Below are 24,153 nucleotides of genomic sequence, written 5' to 3'. Positions count from 1 at the left end.
CCGATCGGAAACCGTTGTGCACGAACTGTCCTTGTGCCAAGCCATCGCCGGCGTCGTGAAACCTCACGCCGCCGGACGACGGGTGGACGTCGTCCGCGTGCGGGTGGGCGCCCTTCGCCAGGTGGTGCCCGATGCACTCGCGTTCTGCTGGACCCTGGTCCGCGACTTCGAGGACATGGAGCATGCCGAGCTCGAACTGGAGCTGATCGCCGCCGCCGTGTCCTGCCGGTCATGCGGTGCCGACACCCCGATCGCTTCCCGATTCTCCGTGGCGTGTCCAGCCTGTGGTGGCGCGGACGTCGAGATAACCCACGGTGAGGAGTTCATGGTGACGTCCATAGAAGTCGCCGACCACACGGCGGTCGAATCCTCGGAAGGTGTTGCTAATGGGTAGGTTTCATCGACACGACGACGGTACCGATCATCACCACGAGCACGATCACGATCACGGGGACCACGGCGGCTACGACACCGGGTCGCAGCGGGTCGACGTGCTCGAGTCGATCTTCGCCGAGAACGACGTCAGAGCCGGTGTCAACCGCACCGCTTTCGAGAGCAACGGCGTGCGCGCCCTGAACCTGATGAGCTCACCGGGATCGGGCAAGACGACGATCCTCGCCGCCACACTGGACGAGCTGCGCGGCGACGTCGCCGTCGGGATCGTCGAGGGCGACATTGCCACCGATCTCGACGCCGCAAAGCTCGAGGGCCGGGGTGCGCAGGTCTCGCTTCTGAACACCAGCAACGGCTTTGGCGGCGAATGTCATCTCGACGCACCAATGGTCAACCGGGCGCTCGGCGGCCTCGACCTGACCACCCTTCAGCTCGTCATCGTCGAAAACGTCGGAAATTTGGTGTGCCCAGCGGAATTCGACGTCGGCGAGCACGCCAAGGTGATGGTGTACTCGATCACCGAGGGTGAGGACAAGCCGCTCAAGTACCCGGTCATGTTCCGCGCGGTGGACGTCGTGTTGGTCAACAAGATTGACCTGGAACCCCATCTCGACGCCGACGTCGCCACCTACGTCGACCGCGTTCGTCAGGTCAACCCGACCGCCCTGGTGCTGCCGGTCAGCGCCAAGACCGGGGCGGGTATGCCGGCCTGGTACACCTGGTTACGGACGTTCACCCGTGCAACCGGCATGTGACTTCGGCGGACCAACGGCCGCAACGAGGGGACCTTCTGCCCTGCCGTCGCCTGGTCGCGCCGCCATAGCGTGTGTGTAGGCAACCACACTGGGAGACAAACGCATGCGAGACAACATTGCAGCGCGACCTTCGGTAGTCGTCGGCATCGACGGTTCCCGCTCCGCCGTGACCGCAGCTCTGTGGGCCGCCGAGGAAGCCGTCGCGCGCCACGTTCCGCTGCGCCTGGTCTCGGTCGTCGACGCGAACGGCGCGTCGCCCGACGTCGCCACCGCCGAGACCAGGGTGCGGCAGGCCGTCACCGCCGTCGAGTCGACGAACGACGCGGTGAAGGTCGAAGTGGAGATCTTGCAGGGCCGGCCGGTCGATCGGCTCCTCGAGGCCGGTCGCGGTGCCGCAATGCTGTGTATCGGCGCCGTCGGAACCACCGGAGCCACCTCGAGGCGCATCGGTTCCACGGCCGTTGAACTCGCCGGCCGAGCGCACTGCCCGGTTGCCATCATCCGCGGAGCCACACCGTCGCCGGATCTGGCCGAATCGATCGTCGTCGAGCTCGACCGCTCCCCCGCCGGCGACGTGGTGCTGCAGCTCGGCGTCGACGAGGCACTGCTGCGCCACGCTCCGATGGTCGTGATCTCCGTGTGGGACCCGCACGTGACCGACGTCCACGACGTCCACGCCGTCGAAAAACAGAACCGGCAGCTCCGGGCCCAGTTGAATCGGCGCCTCGCCTGCACGCTGCGTCGGCATCCCGAGTTGCAGGTGGAGGCGGTCGCCGTGCACGGCAGCCTGCTGAACTACTTGTCACATCACGGCCGGTCGGTGCAACTGGTCCTGGTCGGACGCCGCCGAGCCCACGGCATCGCCGAGATGACCGGACCACGCAGTCATGCCGCGCTGCACGACACCGACTGCTCCATCATCGTCTGCGACCAGCAAGGCGCGCTTTGATGCGCTAACAAGTGGTGTCCGCATGCTGGTGAACCCACTGCGCGACGTCGACGACGACCGCTTCGTCGACGTGTTGCGCCGGTTCGTATTCCCCGGGTCCGGACGGTCCGGAGCCGGAGAAGAACAGGTGGTTGTCCGCGGGGAAGACGCGGATGGTGACGTCGGGATGACCGGCCAGTGAGGTCTGCCAGCCGACGAGATCGTCGACGACGGTCACCTGGTAGTCGCGGCCTCCCTGCACGATGAGCATCGGCTTGCCCAACTGGGCGGCCACCGCGACGGGGTCGTAATCGCGTAGATCGAGCCAGTATGAGACCGGGATGCCCAGTGGCGGCGGATGGTTCGACGCGGGTGAGGAGGGGTCGAGGCTGTCGACCAGGGCGGCTTGTCGGGTGATTTCCTGGATCGTCGGATCGTCGTCGAGGTCTCCCCCCGGGGCGTGAAGGGCTGTGAGGTAACGATATTGGCGCACGACGGTGTGGTGCAGCGGCTGTGTGGCACCGGCCAGGACGACAAGGCCGGCGACGGCAGGTTCCGCCGCCGCGATCCGCGGGGCCAGGGTGCCACCTTGGCTGTGGCCGAGCACGAAAATCCTCGTCGGGTCCACCGCCGGGTGATCCCGCAGTAGTTGAATCGCGGCGACCGCGGGCTTCACGTATTCGTCGACCACCGTGAAGTCGGTGACGTCCGCCAGCGCCTCGCGGTGTGTGTGCGTGACCTTGTCGAAGCGCAGCGCCGCGATTCCCTGGCTCGCCAGACCCCACGTGAGGTCCTTCATGATCTTGTTGCGGCCGATCGTCGCGTCGCGGTCAGCCGGTCCGGAACCGGCGAGCAGGACCACGGCCGGCACCGGTCGCGGCGAGTTCGGCAGGCTCAGCGTGCCCGGTGTGGCCCACGGCTCGGAGTCGACCGTGACTGATTCTTCGGTGAAGCTGGCCGGGTCGACGTAGGACGCCGGCTGCCAGGGGGCCACCGGTTCGGCCGCCTCCGGCGGCGCGAATTGCAGACCCTGCAGACCGCCCGCGTCGTCGAACGCCATCAGCACGGCGAACGCCCCACGCTCACACGTCACGAGAATCTTCACCATCGTGCTGTTGTGACCGGCAGGCTCAGTCGAGCGGGTACCGACCCGAGTGACCGGTCCGTACGTCGTGATCAGTTCTTGCCAGGGGTCACGCAACGCGTCTGCCGAGACCTGATCGCGCAGCGCCGGGACGCGCAGCTCGTCGATCTCGGCGAACCGATCGGCCTCCATCAGGTGCACCACCGCTTCGGCGGTGGAGACGGCATCGTGCTGCATCGCGAAAACCCATGCCTCTCTTCGATTCTCATGGCCCACATCGAAGGCGTTGCGCGGTGACGCTATTCACATGTTAGTCGTCAAATCCAGTCCGTGGTGAGTCGACGTGCGGTGGCACGGCGCCTGTCGAGGAGCTCCCGCTGCCGATGGGAGTTCGGGTACGGGGCTACCTCCCCTTCCCGCTGACTGAGGAATCGCCTGCTCTAGCGTGGCAGACGATCCGACGTGACCCACATCTGGTCGATGGTTCAACTCTGGAGGTAACAGGTGATGGTTCCGGCAACGGCCGATGCGTCGAGGCCCGTCGCGGTGGTGACGGGCGCAGGTAGCCCCACCGGCATCGGATTCGCCTGCGCCCGAGCCTTGGCACCGACTCACACGCTGGTGATCGCCGCGACGTCGTCGCGCATCGACGACCGCGTCGCCGAGCTGACCGCCATCGGGGCGCAGGCCGTCCGCTTCGTCGGCGACCTCAGCGACTCCTCGACCGCTCAGCGACTCGTCCACGACGCCGTCGAACGGTTCGGCCGACTCGACGTCCTCGTGAACAACGCGGGCATGACGGCCACGACGGGCAGCGAAGAACAGACCCCTGCCGAACTGACGTCGGACGATCAGTGGCACGCCGCGATCTCCCGCAACCTGGACACTAACTTCTTCGTCACCCGAGCCGCGTTGGCCCCCATGGCCAAACAGGCGTTCGGGCGGATCGTGAACGTGGGTTCGGTGTCGGGATCGGTGATGGCCTACCGAGGCGACGCCTCATATCACGCGGCAAAGTCAGCCCTGGTCGGGCTAACGCGGTCGATTGCGATCGACAACGCCCGTCATGGCATTACCGCAAATATCGTTGCCCCAGGCTGGATCTCGACGGGTTCGGCCAGCGATCACGAGAACGCGATGGGAGCGGCCACCCCCATGGGGCGCTCCGGCCGGCCCGACGAGGTCGCGGCTCTCGTCGCGTTCCTGGCCTCTGCTGCGGCGTCCTACGTCACCGGCCAGGTCTTCGTCGTCGACGGCGGTAACTCCATCGCCGAGGAACGCGGAGCACGCGAACACACCACGACTTGATGGCGCCGGTGCCTACCTCGGTGCTGCCGCCATGGCTTGTTGCGCCGCGCGGTGAAGGTCGAGGCGTGAGTACACCCCGAAGGCGCTGCCGTTGTCGAGGAAACCGCCGCCCGGCCCCAGGGTCGCCGTCAGGATGGCGTTGGCCTGGCCGAGCGAGAGGTAGGGGTATGCCGCGGTGAGAAGATATCCGGCTTCCGGCGCCACCTTGCCGACGTCCACGGCGGCGTTTACGTTCTGTCCGAATACTGCTGGCAGGCCATAGGTCTGGGTGGTGTCGACGAATCGCGCGTTGTCCTCGGGTCGCGAAAACCGGCTCTGGTCGTCTTTGGCGCACACTGCCACGGCGTTCCCGCACGCACCGGCGAGCGCCCCGGTCACGTCGGATCGCGCCTCGGCCAGCGCTTGCCGGAAGTCGTCGATGCGCACTCCGTCCCGGTCGACACCGACGTAGTCCGGCGTGTTCGCCAACAGGTGCGCCAGGTCGTAGGTGGCCAAGGTCCGACCGCCGAGCACGTCCATGGCGTAGTGCGCGCCGATGATGACGCGGTCGTTGCCGTATTCGGCGGCGCGCACCATCATCTCCGGATAGCGGTCGGGGACCAACAGGGCAAGCACCAGCGATTCGGTGTAGCCGTACGTGGTGTGGCCGCTGGGGTAGGACGGGCTGTCGACCAGGTTCTGCTCCGGCCCACGCAGCCAAGCCACGTTGTCGGATGGAGCCCCGAAGAAGTCGGGCCCGCCGTAGGTCAGCAGATGCGGCTCGGTTTGGAACGGTCGGGAGTCGCCGTAGGCGTCGGCTCCCTCGCTCCCCGCCGGCAGGTTGTAGGCCTTGCCGAAGATGTCGGTGACGCCGCCCGCCTGGTGCAGGATGGCCAGGGCTTCCGCCGAAACCGGTTCCTTTCCGTCGGTGGTCGCATTGGCGAAGAAGTACTTTCCCGCATTGGAGTCGGTCTTGGTGACATTCGACGCGTAGGCGATCAGATTCGCGACCGCCGGTGAGACGTTGGTGTAGTTCTCGTCGCGGGTATAGGACGTCAACCTCTGGTAGGCGTCACCGAGCTTGGTCCCCAGGCCGTCGGCGAGCTGATAGGCGTTGCCGTCGGTGATGAAGGCGTCACGCAGTGCCTGCTGCTGCTGATCGGGGAAGGGTAGAGGGGTCGGCTGATTGGCGGTCCCGTTCTGGATCGCCCCGGTGACCGTGAGGTTCGCCGCAAGGGCAGCCCGCCCGGCGTCGGTGTTGTTCAGGGTGGCGACGGGCGTCAGCCCACGGAGCACGGTCAGGCTCGTCGCGCTCTGGGCCGTGGCGGTGCCGGGGCTCAGCAGCGCACCAGCGCAGACGATCACGACGAGTAGGCAGGCACGCATCTTCATACAAAATCCTCAGGTCACGGGAACAGCTCGATCCTAAGGACTCAAACTGGTCGGCCGCCAAGGTATGCGGCATCGCCCAGTGCGCGGAGATCACCAAGGGACGGGGCCGTGCGCGGAGAAATAGCCGCCGGTGGGACCGTCACCGGGAGTTTGGGCCATCTCGACGATGATGCGGGCTCCTTCCTCGACCGTCTGCGTTCCGGTGTGCCCGTTGAGGTCGGTGTCGGTGTAGCCCGGCTCGACGGCACTGACACGCATGGTCGGGAACTGCTTGGCGAACTGGACGGTGATCATGTTGACCGCCGATTTCGACGCCGGATAGGCGACACCGGGATAGAAGAAGGTCGGGCTCTCCGGCCTTTCGGCGAGGCTCAACGATCCCAGACTGCTGCTGACGTTGACGATCACCGGGGCCGACGACCGCTGCAGCAGCGGCAAGAACGCATGGGTCACCCGAATCTGACCAAAGACGTTGGTGTCGAACACCTCTCGCATCATCGCCGCGGTCACTTCCCCTGCGGTGATGATCGCGTTGCCGTCACCGCGGCCCTCGACACCGGCGTTGTTGACCAGCACGTCGAGTCCGCCCATCTCCTCGACGAGGTGCGCTGCGGCGGACACCGAGTCGTCGTCGGTGACGTCGAGCTGGATGAGCCGCGCATTGAGTCGCTGCGCGGCGTCTTGGCCGCGCTGAGGGTCACGGCACCCGAGATAGACGGTGTGCCCCGCCGCAATCAGCTGCCGAGCAGTTTCGTATCCGAGGCCCTTGTTGGCGCCGGTGATCAGAATGGTGGTCATCTGTTTCTCCTTCGGGTGTGTTGCGCGTTGCCGGGCAATTCAGTCCTCGAGCCAATGGAAGGCTTCGGTGCGCAGCGCTTCTGCCATGGCCGGCTGGTCGTCACCGGGCAGGTCGGGGTCTACGGGATAGCCGCGAATGTCGAAGTAGTACGCGAGCATTCGATAGCTTGCGGGCGGACTCACCATCAAGCATTGGCGGGCTGGCGGCGCCCTGGGTAGGTCCCGCTCATCCTGGGTACCGGGAGTCCCAGTCTTGGCTAGGCTATGGCGATGAGCAGCGGCAATGCGCTCGGCGACTATCTCAAACTGCGTCGCGGCCGAGTCCGGCCGGAGGACGTCGGTCTGGTGGCCGGCCCGCGGCGGCGCGTCGACGGCCTACGCCGAGAAGAACTGGCGGCGCTGGCGGGCATCAGCGCCGACTACTACCTGCGAATCGAGCAGGGCCGCAACCCCCATCCCTCTGCACAGATCCTCGACGCGCTCGCCAGGGCGCTGCGCATGGACGCTGCCGCCAGCGCGCACCTGCACCAACTCGCCCGCGACCGTCGGGTCACGTACTCCGATGTCGAGCGGGTCGGCGACGACATCGCCAGCCTGATCGATCAGCTGCCCCTGCCTGCATTCGTCGCCGGACGGTGCCTGGACTGCCTGGCCTCAAACCAGCTCGCGCGCAACCTCTCCCCCAACTTCGCGCCCGGCCGAAACCTTCTCCGCGCGTTGTTCCTCGACCCAGCCGAGCGTCGACTCCACCTCGACTGGGACGACGCTTCAGCCGGTGTCGTCGGCGGTCTGCGCCAAGTCGCGGACGGTGAAACCCGCGACCCTCGCCTCGACACACTCGTCGACGAACTCTGCGCGAGCAGCGCGTCCTTCGCAGAGCTCTGGGCCAGAGCCGATGTGGGCTATCGACCCGCGGGCACCAGCCGCCTACACCACCCCGAACTCGGCGAGTTGGTGTTTCGCCGCAACCGATTCGCCATTCCAGACTCCGACGGCCAACACCTGCAGATCTACCATCCGGAGCCAGGCACCACCACTGGCGAGAAGCTGGCACTGCTCGTGACGAGTCCCGACTGAGGCGAACCAAGGTGGCGACTCGGTCGTCCCACTCCGATGCTCACGTCGGGGTGGAACCAGCGTGCGCACTGGCCGATGTCGCTGTTGCCCACCATGAACGGTCGATCGCTTCGCGCTGTTGAGTGCTCATGCCGGCCTCCCCCTTGGTATGCCGGCCGGTAATCGAATGTGGTTGTGGCAGAGGACTACTTGTTGTCGGGCACCAGGATCGTCTTGCCGTGCAGGCGGCCGGCATCGGAGTCGGCATGCACCTCGGCGGCCTCGGCGAGCGGGCGACGGTGGGCGACCTCAACCCGCAGCTGCCCGTCGTCGACCCGGCGCACCAACCCAGCCAGCTGCGCGGCGTCACTGCGCACGAACACCCGCTGCGACCGGACCCCGCGCTCGGGCTCCTTCGGCCCGAAGACCATCGTCCCGACGTGGAAACCGCCGTCGGCCACCAGTCCGATCAGCGCGTCGGTCTGCTCGTCAGACGTGGGCACCAAGTTCAGCACCACGTCGAACGGCGCACCCTCGACCACCAGTGGGGACCGGGTGTAGTCGACGTAGTCCACGATGCGGTCCGCGCCGTAGCCGCGCAGCCGATCCGCATCGCGGTCCTTCGCGGTCGCGGTGACCACGGCACCGGCCTGCTTGGCCAACTGAATGGCGTATCCGCCCACCGCACCCGAGGCGCCGTTGACAAGAACCGACTGGCCGTCGGTGAGCCCGGCGATCTCGAAGAGGGACTGCCACGCCGTCAACCCGGCCTCCGGCAGCGCGGCGGCATCGGCCAGCGGAACCGATGTCGGTGCGGCGGCGAGCGATTCGGCCGGGGCGATCGCGTACTCCGCGGCGGCCCCGTCGGCGTCCAGCGGCAGAAACGCGACGACCGCGTCACCGACGCTCCAGCCCGCCACCCCGTCACCGATCTTGGCGATCGTGCCGGCGACGTCGACTCCGGGAGTGTGCGGGAAGCTGACGGTGTACACCTCGGCCAGATAGCCACCGCGGATGCCGGCGTCGACCGGGTTGAACGAGCTGGCGGCCACCTCGATCAGAACCTCTCGCGGGCCGGGAACCGGTCGCGGAGCGTCCTCGTATGCCAGAACGTCGCTGTCGCCGTAACGGTGGTAGCGGACTGCCTTCATGAATCCTCCTCGGTCATGTGCTTCGAATGCGAAGCAGTTACACGTCGTACAAGTCGCTTCGATATCGAAGCGATTCCGCACTCCGCCGTGAGGGTGATCACAATGCTTCGACATCGAACATTGATGGGCGGGCTACCGCCAAGCCACCATTTGAGTGCTCGTCATCGCCGGCGACACCGAAGCCGCCAGAACCCAGTTGCAACAATGCGCAAACTGCCAACGGCGGCGTTCGTCAAAGCGCTCGGCGTGCCCACCGGATCAGCCATGAAGTTTGAGACCGTCGACGATCTTGTCGACGACCTTGCGTTCGGCACGCACCGCCAGCCCGACGACGTCCAGCTCGGCCCGCCGGACCGCTGCCACGGCGGCACGGTTCTCGTCGTCGTGTCCGGTGCCGAACAGCGCAGAGGTGAAGATCGCCGGCGACACCCCACGATCCAGCGCCCGGTTGAGAGTGCGGGTGAGCCGGGACTTGTCGGCGCCGAACACCATCACCGGCTGCCCGAACATCGGCGCGTAGTCGGTGCCGTCGGCGTCGGCGTAGTTCAGGCCGATTGCGTCGACCGCAGTGGCCGCGATGCCGCTGGCCAAGAACGCCGTCACGTTGAGCTTCTGCCACACGGGCAGATCCACGTCGAGGACCACCGCAATCTTGGTGTTCAGGCGGTCCATTTCCTCAGGCGCCCGAAAGGGCATCGCTAGTTCGCTCATGCCGCCCAAAGTAGGCAATCCGTCGTGTCCATTCCAGAGCAGCCGAATTTCATTCGATCAGCGATGTCATTATGGCGTTATGGACGAATTAGATTCTGCGATCGTCGCCGCATTGCAGGCAGATGGTCGGCGCAGCAACCGCGACCTCGCCGCCGCCCTGGGGGTTTCACCGTCCACCACGCTGGAACGCGTGCGCTCCCTGCGGGACCGCGGCGTCCTGGCCGGGGTTCACTACGTGGTCGACCCCGCCCAACTGGGACGGCCCGTGCAGGGGATGATCACCGTCCGACTGCGACCCCAATCACGCGACGTGGTGCTGGGTTTCCGCAACTTCGCGATTCAGCTACCCGAGACCTTGCAGGTGTTCATCACCACCGGCGCCGAGGACATCGTCATGCACGTCGCGGTCCCCTCGACCGAGGCGTTGCGTGACTTCGTGCTCGACTCCCTGACCAAACGGCGCGAAGTCGCCGGTGTCCGCACCGAAGTGGTCTTCGACCACGAACGAAATCCCGTCGTCACCCCTGCTCCACAGCAGGGGTGACGTCGCCGAAAGCTGTTGCGCACGTTCTCAAGTCAGAGTGACGACGACCTTGTCGCTGCTGCTCTCGGCCAATTCGTGCGCCTCCCGAATAGAGGCAAGTGGCAGCACGCGGTCGACGCGGGGCGGTGTACGGGCCGCGCCGGCCGGATCCCCTACGCTTCGGCGGTGCCGCACCTCGATGCCTCCGTCTCAGACGGTCAGCGGCCGGTGGTCAGCATCGTGCGCACCGTCAACGCGACCGCCATGGGCAGCAGCTGCTGCGCGTCGTCCAGGTTGCACCCGGTGAGCCGCTGGATCTGGTCGAGACGGTAATACAGCGACTGGCGCCGGATGTGTAGGCGCCGAGCGGCTTCGAGTTTGTTGCCCGCGCATGCCACCAGCACCTCCAGAGTCTGCAGCAGTTGCCCGCTGCGGCGCTTGTCGGAGTCATCGAGCATGCCAATCTGTTCGTTGACGAACTGGCGCAGCGTCTCCCGGTCGCTGTACCCGTCGAGCAGTCGTTGAAGCGCGAGTTGCTGTACCTCGATGACGGGGTCGGACAGGTGCAGTTCCCGAGCCAGCTCGAGGGTGGCGTGCGCATCCGCCATCGCCCTGGGTACGTCGGAGACGTCCTGGACCCGGCGGCCCACCACAGCGCAGACCCGTTTGTCCCGCCCAAGCTCGCGCTCGGCCACCCGCCGCACGGCGTCGCCGAACGCCGCCCCCTCGACGTCGCGACTGCGGGCTACCACCGCGCACAGCGAACCCATTACGACACCGAAGATTCCGTGCCCGCACTGGCGGATCACCTTGTCGACGAAGTGCTCGGCAGATGGAATTCGGTGCCGGTCCGCGATCAGGCAGACGTACTCGTGACCGTCGACGGCCACCCCGGCTGCCGCCAGCCGGGCCTCGAGCAGTCCGCGCGCCATCGAACGGTTCCCGACGAGTTGTTCGAGCAGGATCTGCTGAGCACGGACCGCGTCGGCGACGTCCTTGTGCTCGCGGATCAGGCACAGCCCCAGCACCGTCGGGGCGCGATCCAGCACCGCTTCGCACTGTAATTCGGGTGCGCCGTCCGTTCCGATCACCAGCCGTCCCCAGGCGGCCCCGTCGACCAGCACCGGGGCGTCGGCGCTCGCGGCATCCGGATCGTGCGGGCCACCGGCCTCCTCCACCAGTCGGCCCGCCCGGTCTCGAAGCTGCGCCCAGGAACCCAGCGTGGCCGCTACCTGTGCGACGAGTTCGCGCAGCGACGCACCGCGGGCCAGCGCCACGGACAGCGCGCGGGACGTCTCGTCGGCATGGCGCAGCCGGATCACCGACCGGTCGATCAACTCGCTGTTCACCGCCTCGGCCACGTCGGTGAACCGCAGCACCGGCTGCATCTGCACGATGGTCAGACCCGCTTCCGTCGCCTCGTCGACCATCTCCTCCGGCACCCCGGCGAAGGTTCGACCAACCTCGAACAGCAGTGCCGCGACACCGATTTCGGCCAAGCTCCGGACGTAGTGCCGCCGTGCCGCTTGGTCGACCCCGACCAGTCCAACACCGTTGGTCAGCAGCACCTCGCCGCCCCGCAGAAGCGGTGCGATGTCGAGCAGATCGGCGGAGTGCACCCAGCGCACCGTGTGGTCGAGGTTGTCGTGGCCGCTCAGGATGACGGGGTCGGCCAACTGCAGCAGCGGGTGGTCGAGCACCTCGCTCAGGATCAGGCTCATACGACAGTATGTCCCATAGGAGGGGCTTGGATTGCTGACACTGCGTCCGTTGCAACGGCGCACGAAGGCGACAATCGTTGGCGGTCACGGCAGACAGGAGCCCGATGACCGCCCAACCGGCAGTGACCCCACATCAGTCCAAGCAGTCATCCCCCGGGTGGCGCAACGGTGCCGCGGCAGTGGCCATGTTGACCTTCGCCGTCGACGGCGTGACACCGGTCCTCGCCGCAGGACGCCGGCACGCCGACAACGCGATGGCGATAACCCACCAGCAGTTCGACGCGCGCCGTGGCACGCCGAGGCTTCTCGACATCCTCGACGAATTCGGGATCAAGGCAACGTTTTTCGTGCCCGGACTGTCAGCCGAGCTCTGGCCCGCGCTGGTGACCGAGATGGCGGAGCGCGGCCACGACGTCGCCCACCACAGCTACTCGCACCGGCCCGCCACTCAGCTGACCACCGCCGAGGAGCGCATCGAGTTCGAGCGAGGCTACGAGGCCCTCGCCAGACTGGGAATCACGCCCAACGGCTACCGCTCCCCCATGTGGGCCGCCACGTGGGGCAGCGCGGGGTTGGCCGTCGAGCACGGGCTGACCTACGACACCAGCCTGATGGACGACGACCGCCCCTACGTCATCGAGACCGACCACGGCCCCCTGGTCGAACTGCCGCCGCACTGGTCGCTGGACGACTGGGAACAGTACGCATACCTGCCCGAGCCACACCTCGGCTACGTCATCGAACCGCCGGAGAAGGCGCTCGCCCTCTGGACCGCCGAACTCGACGGACTGCGCGAATTCGGCGGACTGTTCCAGCTGACCGCTCACTCCTTCCTCTCCGGTCGTGCCGGGCGAGCCAGGAACCTGCGCCGCATGATCGAGATCATCTACGAACGCGGCGACGTCACCTTCATGACCGGCACTCAGCTGCGCGATGCCGTCCTCGCCGATCCCACCGTCGAGCGGCGCCGGCTCGAACCGCTCGAAGTCGACCCCGCCATCTACCCCACCTGGTGATCGGAGATCCACATGAGCACTCTCGTCACGGGCGGACGCGGATTCGTCGGACGGCACCTCGTCGACCAGCTCATCGGGCTCGGCGAGCCGGTGATCAGCTACAACCGCGACTTCGCCGTCGACGACCGTGACGGGCTCGTGCTCGTCCAGGGCGAACTCTTCGACATCCCCCGGCTGGTGCAGACGCTGCGCGACCACGAGGTCACCCGGATCATCCACACCGCCGGACAGAGCCACCCGGGGGTCTCGATCGAGCTGCCGGTGACGACCTTCGCCGCCAACGCCGAGGGCACGTTCTCCGTCCTCGAGTCTGCTCGAATGGCCGGCGTGAAGCGGGTGGTCAACTTCTCGTCGGAGTGCGCTTTGGGCAACATCGCACCGGGAACCGTGGTTGGCGAGGACGTCACCCCGGCCCCCACCACGGTCTACGGCGTCACCAAGGTGACCGGCGAACTGCTCGGCTCGGTCTACACGTCGCTGTACGGCGTTCACGTCGTGTCCCTGCGCATCACCGAGGTGTACGGGCCGGGGCTGTGGATGCCGAGCCTGCTGGGTGACATGATCCGCGCGGCACTGAACGAGGAGCCGTTCCATCTCCCGGAGGGTGGGGACCACCCGTTCCAGTTCGTCCACGTCGAGGACGTCGCCACCGCGGCACGGCTCGCGTCCATCGCCGACGCGCCCGCCCAACCGACGTACAACGTCTCGGGCGGACGGCAGGTCTCGGTCACCGAGACCGCCGCGATGCTCGCAAAGCTGTTGCCGGAGGCGACGTTCGACATCGGCCCAGGTCTGCTACCGGCCTGGGACCACATGGGCGCCTTCGACATCTCCTCGGCCGAACGCGACCTCGGCTATCGCCCGCAGTGGGACCTCGAGCGGGGTCTACGTCACCAGATCGACTGGCTGCGCGCGAACATCTGACCCCCAACGCCACCACGACGAGGAGGAAGCACCCATGACATCGAGCGACAGACGAGTCGCACTGGTCACCGGCGCCGCATCGGGGATCGGGATGGCCACGGCCGCCGCACTCGCCCGCGACGGCGCAGACGTGGCCCTGCTCTCGCGCGCCGAGGACGACTTCGGCGCCGCCGTCGACCTCGTGGAAGGCCATGGCCGCCGGGCCCTTCCGATCGGACTCGACGTCGGCGACCCCCACTCCGTTCGCGACGCCTTCGAGCGCGTCGAGCGTGACCTCGGCCCCATCCACGCAGTGCTCAACAACGCGGGCATCTCGATCGTGGCGCCGCTCGTCGACACCACCGACGAGATGTTCGACCGGCTCGTGCGCACCAATTTGGCAGGCAGCTTCCACACCCTGCGCGAAGCCGCCCGCGTCATGCAGCCCCGCCGCCGTGGCGCGGTCGTCAACACCGCCTCCGAACTCGCGCTGATCGGCCAGCCCGGTTACGTCGCCTACACCGCCACCAAGGGGGCCATCCTGGCGATGACCCGTAGCGCCGCCGCCGAACTGTCCTCGTGGGGCATCCGGGTGAATTCGGTGTGCCCCGGCACCACCAAGACCCCCATGTTCCTCGCCGAGTTCGACGGAGCAGCGGACCCCGAAGCGGAGCTCGCCGACAACGCGGCGAGCGTGGCGATGCAACGCATCGCCGAACCAGCGGAGATCGCCGAGGTCGTCGCGTTCCTGCTCTCCGATCGCGCCAGCTATGTCACCGGCGCCCAGATGGTCGCCGACGGCGGCCGCACCAATTGCGTACCCGTGGGCACCATCGGCGTTGCCGCCCATTAGAACCCGATCCACAACAAGGGAGAGCACGATGACCGAACCAGAACGGGCCCCTACCCCTTCGCGACTCGAGCAGCTGGGCTACACCCAGGATCTGCACCGCCGACTCAACGTGCCGGAAGTGGTCGGGCTGGCCATGGCCGACGTCTCTCCGACGATGGCCGTCCTCTTCCTGTCAGCGGGCGTGTTCGTCGTCGGCGGCACGTTCTCCATCGGCGCAGGACTACTCCTCTCGGTGGTAGTGGTGCTGATCTCGTTGTGCCTGGCCGAACTCGCAGGCATGTTCCCCATCGCCGGCGGCATGTATTCCCTCGTCCAGAAGGTGCTGCCAGGGCCGCTGTCCTGGATCACGATGTTCAACTATCTCATCCAGGGCGTCGTCATCCCCGCCAGCATCGCACTGGGAATCGGCGCCTTCCTGAAGCACTTGATCCCGGGAATCACGTTGTCCGACGGCGTCATTGCGATCATCTTGCTGGCGTTGGCCACGGCGCTCGCGCTGACCACCGTCGAGATCGGCGCCTGGGCCACCGCGGTGATGGTCGTCGTCGAACTCGTCGTGCTGAGCATCATCACCATCGCCGCCTTCGCCAATCCGCATCAGTCCCTGACCGAGGTCACGTTCCACCCCACCGTCCTGAGCAACGGCGAACTCGTCGCCGTGGGCTTCGCGGTGATGCTCGCGACCCTGGCCCCGGCCTTCAACGTCATCAACGGCTACGACGCCGCACTCGGCTTCTCCGAAGAACTCAAGGGTGGTGAGCGCAACATCGGCAAGGCCGTGATCATCTCGGCGGTGCTGGCCTGCGTGTTCATCATGGTTCCGCTCATCGCCGCCGTGGTCGCCGCGCCGGACCTCAAGGAGTTCTTCAGCGCCCCGGCGCCGGTCGTCTACTCGGTGGAGGCGTCGCTGGGCACGAAGGCGGGCGCGATCGTGGACATCGGTGCCATCGTCGCGTTGTTCAACGCGATGCTGTCGCTGCTCATGTACTTCGCCCGCGGCGTCTACACCACGGGTCGCGACGGCGCCTGGCCTCAGCCGGTGAACCGGATGCTCGGCAGCCTGAACCGGTTTCGGGCGCCCGGGGTCGGAGTGCTGGTACTGGCCGTGCCGGCCGCGGTGCTGGTCTTCACCTCTGCGCTGAACTTCCTGATCATCTTCGCGGGCACCGTCATCGCCGCCGTGTACCTCTGCATCGGGCTGGCCGCGCTGCGCAGCCGCCGATCCATGCCCGACGAGCCGCGCCCGTTCAAGATGCCCTTGTGGCCGCTGCCGCCGCTGGTGGTCGTGGCGTTCACCGCGATCGCGCTGGCCACCCAGGACACGCCGTACCTGATCGCCGAGTTCGTCCTGATCGCCCTGGCGCTGCTGGCGTGGGGCGGGTCGAAGGTGTGGTCACCTGCCACACCGACCACCGCCGTCGATACCGCGGACCTGGAGCCGACATCATGACCCCTGACACCAATCCCGTTCGCTATCAACACATGACTTGGCCTGAGATCGCCGACGCGGCCGCGGCCGACGTGCCGGTGGTGATCCCCGTCGGAGCCACCGAGCAGCACGGCCACCACCTCCCGGTCTGCACCGATTGGGTACTGCCGGAGCGGATCTTGGTGGAGGCAGCCCGGCACCGCCGTCTCGTCGTCGGCCCTTTCATCCCCTTCGGATACCGCAGCAGACCGGGTAGCGGTGGCGGACAACACTTTCCGGGCACCCTGTCGCTGCGCGCGACGACGCTGATCAGCGTGCTGGAGGACGTCCTAGACGAACTCGTCCGGAGCGGATTCCGCAACATCGTGTTGTACAACTGGCACTTCGAGAACAGTGGCTTCGTCTACGAGCCGGCCTTCCTCGTCAGCCAGCGGCGTCCCGAGGTCAAGATCGTCGTCATCGAGGACGTCAACCCCGACTACACCCCGCAACGCCGCGAACTCCTTTGGCCCGACGCGTTTCCCGGGCTCGCCCTCGAACATGCCGCGGTCATCGAGACCTCGCTGTGGATGCACCACCAGCCCGACATGGTGCGCACCGAGCTCATCGCACCCGACGAGCCCGAGCGGGTCGTGAACCACGACGTCCTGCCCATCGACACGCGCCTGTCGACCGCGAGCGGGTCACTGTCCTCGCCGGTTCCGGCGAGCGCCGAGAAGGGCCGCATCCTCACCGAGTGGTTCGTCGAGCGGGTGCTCGACGTCCTCGACGAGGAGTTCCCGCGCGAGGGGCCCACCCGGTGAGCGGGGCCGCGCCGATCGGTGCCGTACCCGCCGTCGACGTGCCGCGCTATGCCGGCAAGGGGACCTTCGCGCGGATCGCCGACATCGGCGAGGTGAGCGACTACGACATCGCCATCCTCGGGGTGCCCTTCGACGGCGGCACCTCCTATCGGCCGGGAGCTCGTTTCGGCCCCATGGCGGTCCGTCAGGCCGCCCGTACGCTCCGACCGGGCTACCACGTCGAACTCGGCGTCGCCCCATTGGAGGTCGTACAGGTCGTCGACGCCGGCGACGTCACGGTCACACCGTTCGACGTCGACGAGGCGTGCCGCCAGATTCAGCAGCATGCCGCCGAGATCCTCGGCGACGGTCGCCGCCGGATCGTCTCGATCGGCGGAGACCACACCATTGCACTGCCCAACCTCCGCGCCCTGCACGCGGTGCACGGCCCCGTCGCGCTCGTGCACTTCGACGCTCATCTCGACACCTGGGACACCTACTTCAACGCCCCGGTCACCCACGGCACGATCTTTCGACGGGCCTTCGAGGAGGGCCTGCTGATCGAGGACCACTCGATCCACATCGGCATCCGGGGACCCATCTACGACCAGGCCGACCTCGACGACGACGCCGCCATGGGCTTTCGGATCATCCGAGCCGGAGATCTCGACGTCATGGGGATCGATGCCGCCGTCGACGTCATCCGGCGCCGGGTGGGCGACGAACCGGTCTACCTGTCGGTGGACATCGACGTGCTCGATCCCGCCTTCGCCCCCGGTACCGGCACCCCCGAATCCGGCGGGCTGACGGCACGAGAACTGCTGCGGATGCTGCGGCGACTCACCGGGCTGAATCTGATCGGCGCGGATGTGGTGGAGGTGGCACCGGCCTACGACCATGCAGAGATCACCTCGATCGCCGCGGCGACCGTCGTCTTCGACATGGTGGGACTGATGGTCGCGCGCTGACGCCTCGGTGACGGCGCAAGCCGTCCGATTCCTCCGCCAAGCGCCTGCCCAACTGGTCAAGCGATTGACCTGGCACCAAACCGCCTGAGGTGAAGGGCCACCTCAGAGCGCAGCGAGGAGATCGATTGTGCGCGATTGAGTCTCGGCGTCGCCGACCGGTGTTCCGACGAACTCGGTGACGCCGATGTCGGCGAGGCGGTGCAGCTGCGCCTTCACCGACGCCTCATCGCCGACGATGCTGACGTCGCCGGGTCCGTTGACACCTTCGCGATCGAACATGGCGCGGTAGGCGGGCATCGACCCCGACGCGGCGAAGTCGTCGTCGATCGCGGCGCGGACGGCGTCGGCATCCGTGGTCAGCGCGACGAGAAGGCCCGCGATGACCCGCGGCGCGGGACGACCCGCATCGGCGGCCGCCTTGGTCAGCGAGGGCACGATGTGCTCGTCGAGAGTGCGCGGACCGACCCAGCTGGTGACGGTGCCGTCGGTCCGCGACCCCGCGATGCGCAGCATCCGGGGACCCAGCGCGGCGAGGACGACCGATGGCACGGGCGCCTGCGACACCTCGAGCTGACCGACGGCGGTGAGGAATTCGCCGTGAACGTCGACCGGCTCCCCGGCGAGAGCGGGTAGAAGCGCGGTCAGGTACTCGTTTAGAAATGCAGCGGGCCGGTCGTAGCGGTAGCCGAGTGCCTCCACCACGGCGGGGTGGCTGACGCCAAGCCCCAGGGTCAGCCGTTCCCCGACGGCCGCCGACGTGGTCGCCGCCTGCCGGGCCAGCGTGAAGGGATGCTGCCCGTAGATCACGCTGACCGCGGTGCCGAGTTTCACCTCCGGCGCGAGCTGGCCCACAAGAGCCAGGGCGATCAGCGGGTCCCAGCCCGACAACCCCGGCCCCGCGGGCAGCTGCGGCAGCCAGAGCGAGTGGAACCCCCTGGCGGCGATGTCGCTCAAGCCGTCGAGGACCTGCGGGAGCGGATGCGAAGGATCGGGCATGGGCATGGTGCTGATATGCATGTTTCTCATACCTCGCTAGAATTCGGAGAATGTCTCCGGTAACCATACGGAGAGTGTCTCCGCTTGTCGAGAGAGGTATCCGCGTGACCACTTCACCCGCCCCGTCACGGCCGTTGCGGGCCGATGCCGTCCGCAACCGGCGCGCCCTGCTGGACGCCGCGCTCGCGGCGTTCCAGCGCGCCGGCGTCACCGCATCCCTCGACGACATCGCCAAGGCCGCGGGCGTGGGGGCCGGCACGCTGTACCGGCACTTCCCCAGCCGTGACGATCTGGTGCTGGCGGTCATCGACGACGGCCTGCTGGGCCTCGCCGAACGCGGTGAGGAACTGTTGGATGCCGCAGATCCCGTTGCTGCGCTTGCCGATTGGCTCGACGCCTTCGTCGCCCAGGCAGGTCTTTTCGAAGGCTTGGCACGCACCCTCGTCAATCCGGAGGCTGGTGACGACACCTCGTGCAAGCGCAGCAAGCGCGCCGGGGCGGCTCTCTTGGACCGCGCCGTGACCGCGGGGCGGCTGCGTGATGACGTCTCGAGTGCGGATCTGCTCGACGTCGCCGCTGCGATCGCCTGGCTCGGGGATCAGGGCCGTGACGACGCTCAACGGTCCCGACTGCTGACACTCGTGATCGACGGGATGCGCCGGGCCCCATCCGCCTGACCAGACCGTCGCCGCCCGTGTGATCACCGACCCTAAGTCAGCCGACACCCGCATCGCCGACGACGCTTTCGTGCCATCGGGACGCACATCGGCGTCGCAGCGCGACACCGCAGGGGCGGGAGACATAGTGTGCGGTCGAAGTGCCAACGGTGAAGTTGAACGAGTTGATCGCACCCCGGTGACGGCCGGGTAAGGGGTTTATTCTTCGGGCCACTAGCGCAATTCGGCCTTACCTGGCGACGTACGGACGTTCTCCGCATCCGTGCGCTAGACATGGCGTGGTCAGGGGCGTGCGCTCGAGGACGTCCGACGGCGAGCCGGTGCCGGCTCAGCGCACCGCCGGGGCGGCCAGCCAGGCGACCCGACCCAGCCGCGGCCCCAACCAGGTATCGACGCTCCAAGTTGAGCCCGCTGCGGCGAAGAACAGCGCAAGCGAGGCGAAGACGTAACCCGCCGACGGGCCGAGATCGGTCATGCCGCCGTGGAAGGGCAGGTGAAACCCTTCAGCTCCGGACCAGATGCCGAACGACAGCACCGCCGTTCCGATGAACGCGACGTTGGACAGCACACCGAATACCAGCGCTACGGCAGCAAGAGTCTCGAGGATGGCCATCACGGTCGCGAAGGCGCCGGGGTTGAGCAGCGCGACGGTGTTCCAAAGTTGCAGCCATTGATGGACGACGGGCGTGTGGACCTTGGCGGCTCTGCTGAGCTCGTCGGGGAGCGTCTGTCCTCCGCGGAAGCCCGGCAGCCACTTGAAGCCGGCGTCGAATGCCCAGAGGACCCCGAAGAGGATGCGTACGACTGCAGCGCCATGGAGCCATCGCGTGCCGAAGACACCGGCGTGCGCCGATGTTCGAGTGCTCGTCGCGTCAGTTGGGGTGTGCGAGGACTGGATGATCACGGGGGTCCTTCCGTTCGGGTGACTAGTGTGAACACGACGTGGCCTCGCGATTGGTTCAGCAATCCAGCGAAGTGGTTGCGCCGCAAAGCCTCTGCACGCGCTGCTCACACGATGAGGGCGGTCATCCCGAGTTCACCCAGGGCCGTTTCGACCCGCTCCCGCAGGCGCGCCTTGGAATTCTCCGCTCCCGGCTGATAGCCGACGACGGTCATGCTCACCGTGCCGTCTATCCGGCCGGACACCACCGTCAGCAGACCGTGTCGCTCCTCGAGCACCCGGCGCGTGACGTGCTGGTCCACTCCCCGCACGAGCACCTGCTCGGCAGGGGTTCCATCGAGGCGCGCCACCTCGGCAGGCAGGTCGCCGACGTTGGAACACGACACCGGCTCTGCGGTGAAGCCGAAGGCCAGATCGGCCGCCCCCCGCACCGCGGCCTTCGGGACGAAGGGGGTCAGCGGGAGCAGGGCGAGCGCCTGGTCGGGCTGCGAGCGCGCCACTTGGAGAGCCTCACGAATCGCCGTCCGGGTGGTGCTGAGCTCTTTGGTGACGAGGTTCGTGTCGACGCGGACGTACGCCAGCTTCACGGCGTTGGCCCGGGTGTCCTCCAGGGTGCGGTCGTTGATCGGCACGATGAGACCGACCGTCCCGTCGTCGGCGAGTTCACGTCCTTGGTGCACGGCGAGCCTGGCCGACAGCGCGGCCAGCAGCGCATAACTGTTGCCCCCGAGACTGGCGGCCCGCCCGTCCCACAGGTCGATCGGTACGAGCACCGCTACCGCAGGTGCCACCACCACGGCGTCGAGATCTTGTCCTGCAATTGCTGTCGCCTTCTTCCTGGCCGACGTGGCGGCGTTCGCACGCGCGCGAGCCAGGAACCGCGCCGCCGCGACGAGGGTGCGCGCCAGCTCGGGAAGGTCGTGCGCGGTCTGGCGAAGGTCGCGCACCAGTGCCTGCCGCTTGGTTCGCGACCGAGGCGGTGGATAGTGCAGGTTGCGGCGGGCTCCCAGAACGGCCTCGTACACGGTCAGCAGGGCTCCACCGCCGTCCGCCACACAATGCGACCCGACCAGGCTCACTGCCGTGGAGCCGTCGAGCATGGGGAGCACGCTCATGTGCCAGGACGGTCCGAACTCGGGATCGATTGGGAGCTGGGCACATTCGTCGATCCAGTCACTCAGCTCGGCACGCGGGCGCGGCGACGAAGCCATCCGCAGCGGGGCTGCCGGACCCGTCGACGTCACCCACCGATGCCGTCCGAACGGCAGGATCGACGGCTCGATCAGCCTGCCCGCCATCCCGAAACCCATGTCCTGATGAAACCGCCGGACGCCGTCGAGGTCGATCCCGTGCTCGTAGACCCAGACGATCTGCGTCACCGCCGACTGACCGGTGGCCCGCAAGCCGAGGAAGAGCGCCTGGTCGACGAAGTCCAGGACCTCGTCGCTCACGCGGGCGCTCCCACTACTGTCACTGTTCTTGTCAGCATTCGTCTCCTCGACGGGCTCAGCCGGCACGAGAGCCCTTGCGTCAAAGAGCTCCGAGGATTACCACGTTCTGGGGCCCGCCGAAGTTCACCCGCGGCCGAAGCCGTTCTTCACATGTCGGCATGACGCACGCGGATGAAGCCGTACGAGCCGTAGGCGGCCCGGCCGACCGCGGCGAGCAGCTGCACCTTCGCCACGCCGGCTACCTTCCCGCCGCCTCGACCTTCCCCTCGGCCACGGCGGACGAGGGATCTGACGCCAGCCCCGGTAGCGGAACTCGAGGTACGCCGGGCGTTTCCAGCCTCCCCGCCAGCCAAGGAAGAGCGGAGGCAAAGGCGTTGGCGGCGAATGGCCAGTCGTGCCTTCCCGGCTGCGCGACGACCACGCATCGCATGCCATGCACGCGGCCGAGCATGCACAACGAACGAGCGGCGAGGTCTTGGCCCTCCGGATTGCCCGCCTCTTTCGGCGTCGTCGAGCCGACGCCGCCAGGGTCCCCCGCCACCTCGAACCACCCCGACACCCCGCTGTAGCGCCCGTGTCGAACGATGACCGTCGTCGGATCGAATGCCGCCCACGCGTCGGCGTTGCCGCCGAACAGTCGGTCGATGGTTTGCGCCTTGGTCCCGGCATTCGGGCCGAGATCCCCCGAGACGTCGACGAAGGCACTAAACCTCTCCGGATACCGCGCGACCAGGTTCACTGCACAGGTACCGCCCATCGACCATCCCAGAATGCCCCAGTTGGCCCGGTCGGCACTCACACCGAAGTTCGAGATCATGAAGGGCACAACGTCTTTGGTCAGGTGATCCTCGGCGTTGCCACGGCTGCCGTTGACGCATTCGGTGTCGTTGTCGAACGCCCCGGTCGGATCGACGAACACCAGCACCGGAGCGTAGCCAGCGTGCGCGGCGGCGAAGTCGTCGATCGTGGTCACCGCATTGCCGGCACGCAGCCAGTCCGCAGGGGTGTTCAACTGGGCACCGATCATCATCACCGTGGGCAACCGTGGAGGCGGGTTGCTGGCGAACCATGCCGGCGGCAGGTACACCAGCTCGCGGCGATGGGCGAACCGTGACGCGTCGGCGCTGACGGTCACGGGCACCACGACACCCTTGGTGGGCCGAGCCCCGGTCATCTGCATCGCGGTCACCGCGAGCCGGTCGGTCTCGTCGGGCAGCGGCCCCGCGGTCAACTGATTCCAGGCGGTGTGCACCGAGGGGAAGTATCCAACCCATGCGTTGATCGCCAACGTCGCGCTCAGCGCGCACCCCACCATCGACAGAAGGGCCGGGATCCGACGCCGCCAGGGCGAACGACGCCAGCCCAGTACGAATGCGCCACAAGAGAGTCCGGTCAGCGCAATCCACACCCACAGCCGCCACGGCGCCGGATCTCCGGCCACCCCCACCGAGGCGATGTACCAGTGGGCCCACACCGCCAGGGACACGCCGGCGGCCACCGAGACGGCCAGGCCGCGAGCTCGCCGTCGCGTCGCGGGCGCGGTGACCGCCCCCACCACGAGCAACACCGCAACGAGTTGGGTCAACGTCGGGAGCCAGCCATGGATCAGAGAAAGACGGGCCACGTCATGACGGAAGGTGTCGGCCCACCAGCCAAGGGCAGCGACCTTGGTAGACGGCGGTCCCATGTCGACATCTGATCAACCGAACCTTGAGCATTGCTGTCCGTGACGTCGCGCGAACCGGCGATACGTCCAAGCAATTCACATCGTGGGCTCATCTGGCCTCGAAGTCCGTGCACGACAGTGGACCGCATGGGATCGGAGAACCACCAGACCGGGGACGGTGATGCCCGAAGCCCACGACGCCTGCCGTGGCGGCACCGTGGTCTCGCGTGGAGCGTGGCGGCACTGTCCAGCGCAGTCGCACTGACCGTCGTCACGATGATCGGCGCGAGCGACATCGCGTGCACGGTTGACCATTGGCAGGCGAACTCGCATTCCGTCTTCGCCCGTGGCGGACAGGCAAGTGCCACGTGCGCCGCATGGCCGGCCGCCAAGCGCAGGATTGACGCGACGTCCGCGCTGCCCGCCGGGTGGTACTGGGATGCGGGCTCGGCAAGAGTGACCCTTCATGATCACGCGGCTGCAGTGGACGATGCTCTCGACCGCTTCGGGTTGCATGTCGCGCCAACGGATCCCGTCGGCGTGAAGACAGCTGCCCACTCCTACATCACCGCCAAGCGCGGAGAGCTTAGCGCGCTGGCTGATAGAACATTCGACTACGCCGTTGCCTCGACCGTGATGCTGACACGCGTCGAGCTGAACCGGGCCTGCGGCCTCCCGGACACGGCGGCTGGCCCGGCCTGACTCGCGATCC

Annotated in this window: 25 protein-coding genes; 14 read left to right on the top strand and 11 right to left on the bottom strand. The window is 67.4% G+C overall.

Annotation, left to right across the window (positions count from 1 at the left end):
• Nucleotides 1-16 precede the first annotated feature (16 nt).
• The 3 genes from B1790_RS02590 to B1790_RS02580 all read left to right on the top strand — a co-directional run bounded on the left by B1790_RS02590 (nt 17) and on the right by B1790_RS02580 (nt 2,097).
• Entirely contained in the window at nt 17-394 is a 378-nt protein-coding gene (locus B1790_RS02590; RefSeq protein ID WP_079921585.1) for a hydrogenase maturation nickel metallochaperone HypA, read from the top strand.
• On the top strand, nt 387-1,148 hold the full coding sequence (hypB, locus tag B1790_RS02585) for a hydrogenase nickel incorporation protein HypB (RefSeq protein WP_079921583.1): 762 nt from the start codon (nt 387-389) through the stop codon (nt 1,146-1,148). The genes B1790_RS02590 and hypB overlap by 8 nt, the downstream gene beginning before the upstream one ends.
• 103 nt (nt 1,149-1,251) lie before the next feature.
• Entirely contained in the window at nt 1,252-2,097 is an 846-nt protein-coding gene (locus B1790_RS02580; RefSeq protein ID WP_079921581.1) for a universal stress protein, read from the top strand.
• 4 nt (nt 2,098-2,101) lie between these two features.
• Here B1790_RS02580 and B1790_RS02575 read toward each other — a convergent pair whose 3' ends face one another.
• The gene (locus B1790_RS02575) at nt 2,102-3,397 is read right to left on the bottom strand and encodes a serine aminopeptidase domain-containing protein (RefSeq protein WP_079921579.1); all 1,296 of its coding nucleotides are present in this window, start codon (nt 3,395-3,397) and stop codon (nt 2,102-2,104) included.
• 270 nt (nt 3,398-3,667) lie between these two features.
• On the opposite strand from B1790_RS02575, the gene B1790_RS02570 reads away from it, so the two are divergent.
• Nucleotides 3,668-4,468 carry an SDR family NAD(P)-dependent oxidoreductase gene (locus tag B1790_RS02570; RefSeq protein ID WP_079921577.1) on the top strand — a complete coding sequence of 267 codons (801 nt, stop codon included), beginning with the start codon at nt 3,668-3,670 and terminating at the stop codon, nt 4,466-4,468.
• A gap of 12 nt (nt 4,469-4,480) precedes the next feature.
• Here B1790_RS02570 and B1790_RS02565 read toward each other — a convergent pair whose 3' ends face one another.
• The 3 genes from B1790_RS02565 to B1790_RS34565 all read right to left on the bottom strand — a co-directional run bounded on the left by B1790_RS02565 (nt 4,481) and on the right by B1790_RS34565 (nt 6,820).
• Complete coding sequence (locus B1790_RS02565; protein ID WP_198951891.1) at nt 4,481-5,839, bottom strand: phosphatase PAP2 family protein; 1,359 nt, start codon at nt 5,837-5,839, stop codon at nt 4,481-4,483.
• Nucleotides 5,840-5,929: 90 nt separating this feature from the next.
• Nucleotides 5,930-6,637: an SDR family NAD(P)-dependent oxidoreductase gene (locus B1790_RS02560; protein WP_079921576.1), complete on the bottom strand. Its 708-nt coding sequence runs from the start codon at nt 6,635-6,637 to the stop codon at nt 5,930-5,932.
• Nucleotides 6,638-6,676: 39 nt separating this feature from the next.
• Nucleotides 6,677-6,820, bottom strand: a complete 144-nt coding sequence (locus B1790_RS34565; protein ID WP_158083737.1) for a hypothetical protein — start codon at nt 6,818-6,820, stop codon at nt 6,677-6,679.
• Between the two features lie 87 nt (nt 6,821-6,907).
• Here B1790_RS34565 and B1790_RS02555 point away from each other — a divergent pair, with 87 nt between their 5' ends.
• Nucleotides 6,908-7,714, top strand: coding sequence for a helix-turn-helix transcriptional regulator (locus B1790_RS02555; RefSeq protein WP_079921711.1), 807 nt, complete (start codon nt 6,908-6,910; stop codon nt 7,712-7,714).
• A 185-nt stretch (nt 7,715-7,899) separates the two neighbouring features.
• On the opposite strand, the gene B1790_RS02550 is transcribed toward B1790_RS02555, so the two are convergent.
• A complete protein-coding gene (locus tag B1790_RS02550; RefSeq protein WP_079921574.1) occupies nt 7,900-8,844 on the bottom strand; it encodes an NADP-dependent oxidoreductase in 945 nt (314 codons plus the stop codon).
• A gap of 258 nt (nt 8,845-9,102) precedes the next feature.
• Entirely contained in the window at nt 9,103-9,555 is a 453-nt protein-coding gene (locus B1790_RS02545) for a DUF2000 domain-containing protein (RefSeq protein WP_233164899.1), read from the bottom strand.
• Nucleotides 9,556-9,634: 79 nt separating this feature from the next.
• Between B1790_RS02545 and B1790_RS02540 the strand changes: the two genes are divergently transcribed.
• Nucleotides 9,635-10,099 carry an Lrp/AsnC family transcriptional regulator gene (locus B1790_RS02540; protein WP_079921570.1) on the top strand — a complete coding sequence of 155 codons (465 nt, stop codon included), beginning with the start codon at nt 9,635-9,637 and terminating at the stop codon, nt 10,097-10,099.
• A 197-nt stretch (nt 10,100-10,296) separates the two neighbouring features.
• Here B1790_RS02540 and B1790_RS02535 read toward each other — a convergent pair whose 3' ends face one another.
• Nucleotides 10,297-11,799: a PucR family transcriptional regulator gene (locus tag B1790_RS02535; protein WP_079921568.1), complete on the bottom strand. Its 1,503-nt coding sequence runs from the start codon at nt 11,797-11,799 to the stop codon at nt 10,297-10,299.
• A gap of 104 nt (nt 11,800-11,903) precedes the next feature.
• On the opposite strand from B1790_RS02535, the gene B1790_RS02530 reads away from it, so the two are divergent.
• Genes B1790_RS02530 through speB form a run of 6 tightly spaced genes read left to right on the top strand, consistent with a single transcriptional unit; the run spans nt 11,904 to nt 17,750 of the window.
• Nucleotides 11,904-12,815, top strand: a complete 912-nt coding sequence (locus B1790_RS02530) for a polysaccharide deacetylase family protein (RefSeq protein ID WP_079921566.1) — start codon at nt 11,904-11,906, stop codon at nt 12,813-12,815.
• Nucleotides 12,816-12,827: 12 nt separating this feature from the next.
• A complete protein-coding gene (locus B1790_RS02525) occupies nt 12,828-13,739 on the top strand; it encodes an NAD(P)-dependent oxidoreductase (protein ID WP_079921564.1) in 912 nt (303 codons plus the stop codon).
• Between the two features lie 34 nt (nt 13,740-13,773).
• Nucleotides 13,774-14,571 (top strand): SDR family NAD(P)-dependent oxidoreductase, encoded by a 798-nt coding sequence (locus B1790_RS02520; RefSeq protein ID WP_079921562.1) that lies wholly within the window; start codon nt 13,774-13,776, stop codon nt 14,569-14,571.
• A gap of 28 nt (nt 14,572-14,599) precedes the next feature.
• A complete protein-coding gene (locus tag B1790_RS02515; protein WP_079921560.1) occupies nt 14,600-16,021 on the top strand; it encodes an APC family permease in 1,422 nt (473 codons plus the stop codon).
• A 32-nt stretch (nt 16,022-16,053) separates the two neighbouring features.
• Nucleotides 16,054-16,803, top strand: coding sequence for a creatininase (locus B1790_RS02510; protein ID WP_233164898.1), 750 nt, complete (start codon nt 16,054-16,056; stop codon nt 16,801-16,803).
• On the top strand, nt 16,800-17,750 hold the full coding sequence (speB, locus tag B1790_RS02505) for an agmatinase (protein ID WP_079921556.1): 951 nt from the start codon (nt 16,800-16,802) through the stop codon (nt 17,748-17,750). The genes B1790_RS02510 and speB overlap by 4 nt, the downstream gene beginning before the upstream one ends.
• 102 nt (nt 17,751-17,852) lie before the next feature.
• Here the strand turns inward: speB and B1790_RS02500 are convergent, their stop codons facing one another.
• Nucleotides 17,853-18,746 (bottom strand): TIGR03564 family F420-dependent LLM class oxidoreductase, encoded by an 894-nt coding sequence (locus B1790_RS02500; protein ID WP_158083736.1) that lies wholly within the window; start codon nt 18,744-18,746, stop codon nt 17,853-17,855.
• A gap of 104 nt (nt 18,747-18,850) precedes the next feature.
• Here B1790_RS02500 and B1790_RS02495 point away from each other — a divergent pair, with 104 nt between their 5' ends.
• Entirely contained in the window at nt 18,851-19,423 is a 573-nt protein-coding gene (locus B1790_RS02495) for a TetR/AcrR family transcriptional regulator (protein WP_198951890.1), read from the top strand.
• A gap of 328 nt (nt 19,424-19,751) precedes the next feature.
• Here B1790_RS02495 and B1790_RS02490 read toward each other — a convergent pair whose 3' ends face one another.
• The 3 genes from B1790_RS02490 to B1790_RS02480 form a co-directional block, all read right to left on the bottom strand.
• On the bottom strand, nt 19,752-20,327 hold the full coding sequence (locus B1790_RS02490) for a hypothetical protein (protein ID WP_079921551.1): 576 nt from the start codon (nt 20,325-20,327) through the stop codon (nt 19,752-19,754).
• Between the two features lie 104 nt (nt 20,328-20,431).
• Nucleotides 20,432-21,775, bottom strand: a complete 1,344-nt coding sequence (locus B1790_RS02485; protein WP_142270977.1) for a hypothetical protein — start codon at nt 21,773-21,775, stop codon at nt 20,432-20,434.
• Between the two features lie 238 nt (nt 21,776-22,013).
• On the bottom strand, nt 22,014-23,462 hold the full coding sequence (locus B1790_RS02480; protein WP_079921550.1) for an alpha/beta hydrolase family protein: 1,449 nt from the start codon (nt 23,460-23,462) through the stop codon (nt 22,014-22,016).
• A gap of 126 nt (nt 23,463-23,588) precedes the next feature.
• Between B1790_RS02480 and B1790_RS02475 the strand changes: the two genes are divergently transcribed.
• A complete protein-coding gene (locus B1790_RS02475; RefSeq protein ID WP_142270976.1) occupies nt 23,589-24,143 on the top strand; it encodes a hypothetical protein in 555 nt (184 codons plus the stop codon).
• The last annotated feature ends 10 nt before the right edge of the window (nt 24,144-24,153 follow it).

The organism is Mycobacterium sp. AT1 (assembly GCF_002043095.1).
Lineage (GTDB): Bacteria > Actinomycetota > Actinomycetes > Mycobacteriales > Mycobacteriaceae > Mycobacterium.
This window is presented reverse-complemented; position numbering and strand designations above follow the sequence as displayed.